We start from the raw sequence: 438 nt of genomic DNA on the forward strand, positions 1-438 counted from the left end.
CCTTGTCCTGGAGCATCTGGACGGCGGTGGTGGAGAGATCGACCTGGGTCGCGGCCGGCAGGCTCGTGCCGATCGCCGCGATCCCCTCGGCCGAGGCGCCGTAGCGCTGCGTGGCGGCCGCGAGGCCGGCTTGGCTGGCTGTAATCGCCCCGATCATCCCGTCACCTCATCCCATTGCCGTGAGGCAAGCACACCAGCCCTGAATCGAGTGTTGCCCGATCGCGCGGCATTCGAACGATCGGCGGGCGGGCGGAGAAGTTTTCCCCAAGCTTGACCCCGGACGGGCCCGGCACCACGTCGGCCTTCGGCGTCACGGATTGCCCCGATGTCCCGAGACGTGCGCCCCACGGAGAAGCCGATGATCGATCTCTATTACTGGCCGACGCCGAACGGCCACAAGGTGACGATGCTCCTCGAAGAGGCGGGCCTCGACTACGC

The 438-nt window shown here is 67.8% G+C and carries 1 pseudogene; it reads left to right on the forward strand.

The annotated features are described in order from the left end of the window. Positions 1-358 precede the first annotated feature (358 nt). A pseudogene (locus CVH10_RS27290) lies at positions 359-438 on the forward strand (thiol:disulfide oxidoreductase); the annotation flags it as partial.

This window comes from Halomonas sp. ND22Bw, from assembly GCF_003011945.1.
GTDB lineage: Bacteria > Pseudomonadota > Gammaproteobacteria > Pseudomonadales > Halomonadaceae > Halomonas > Halomonas halophila.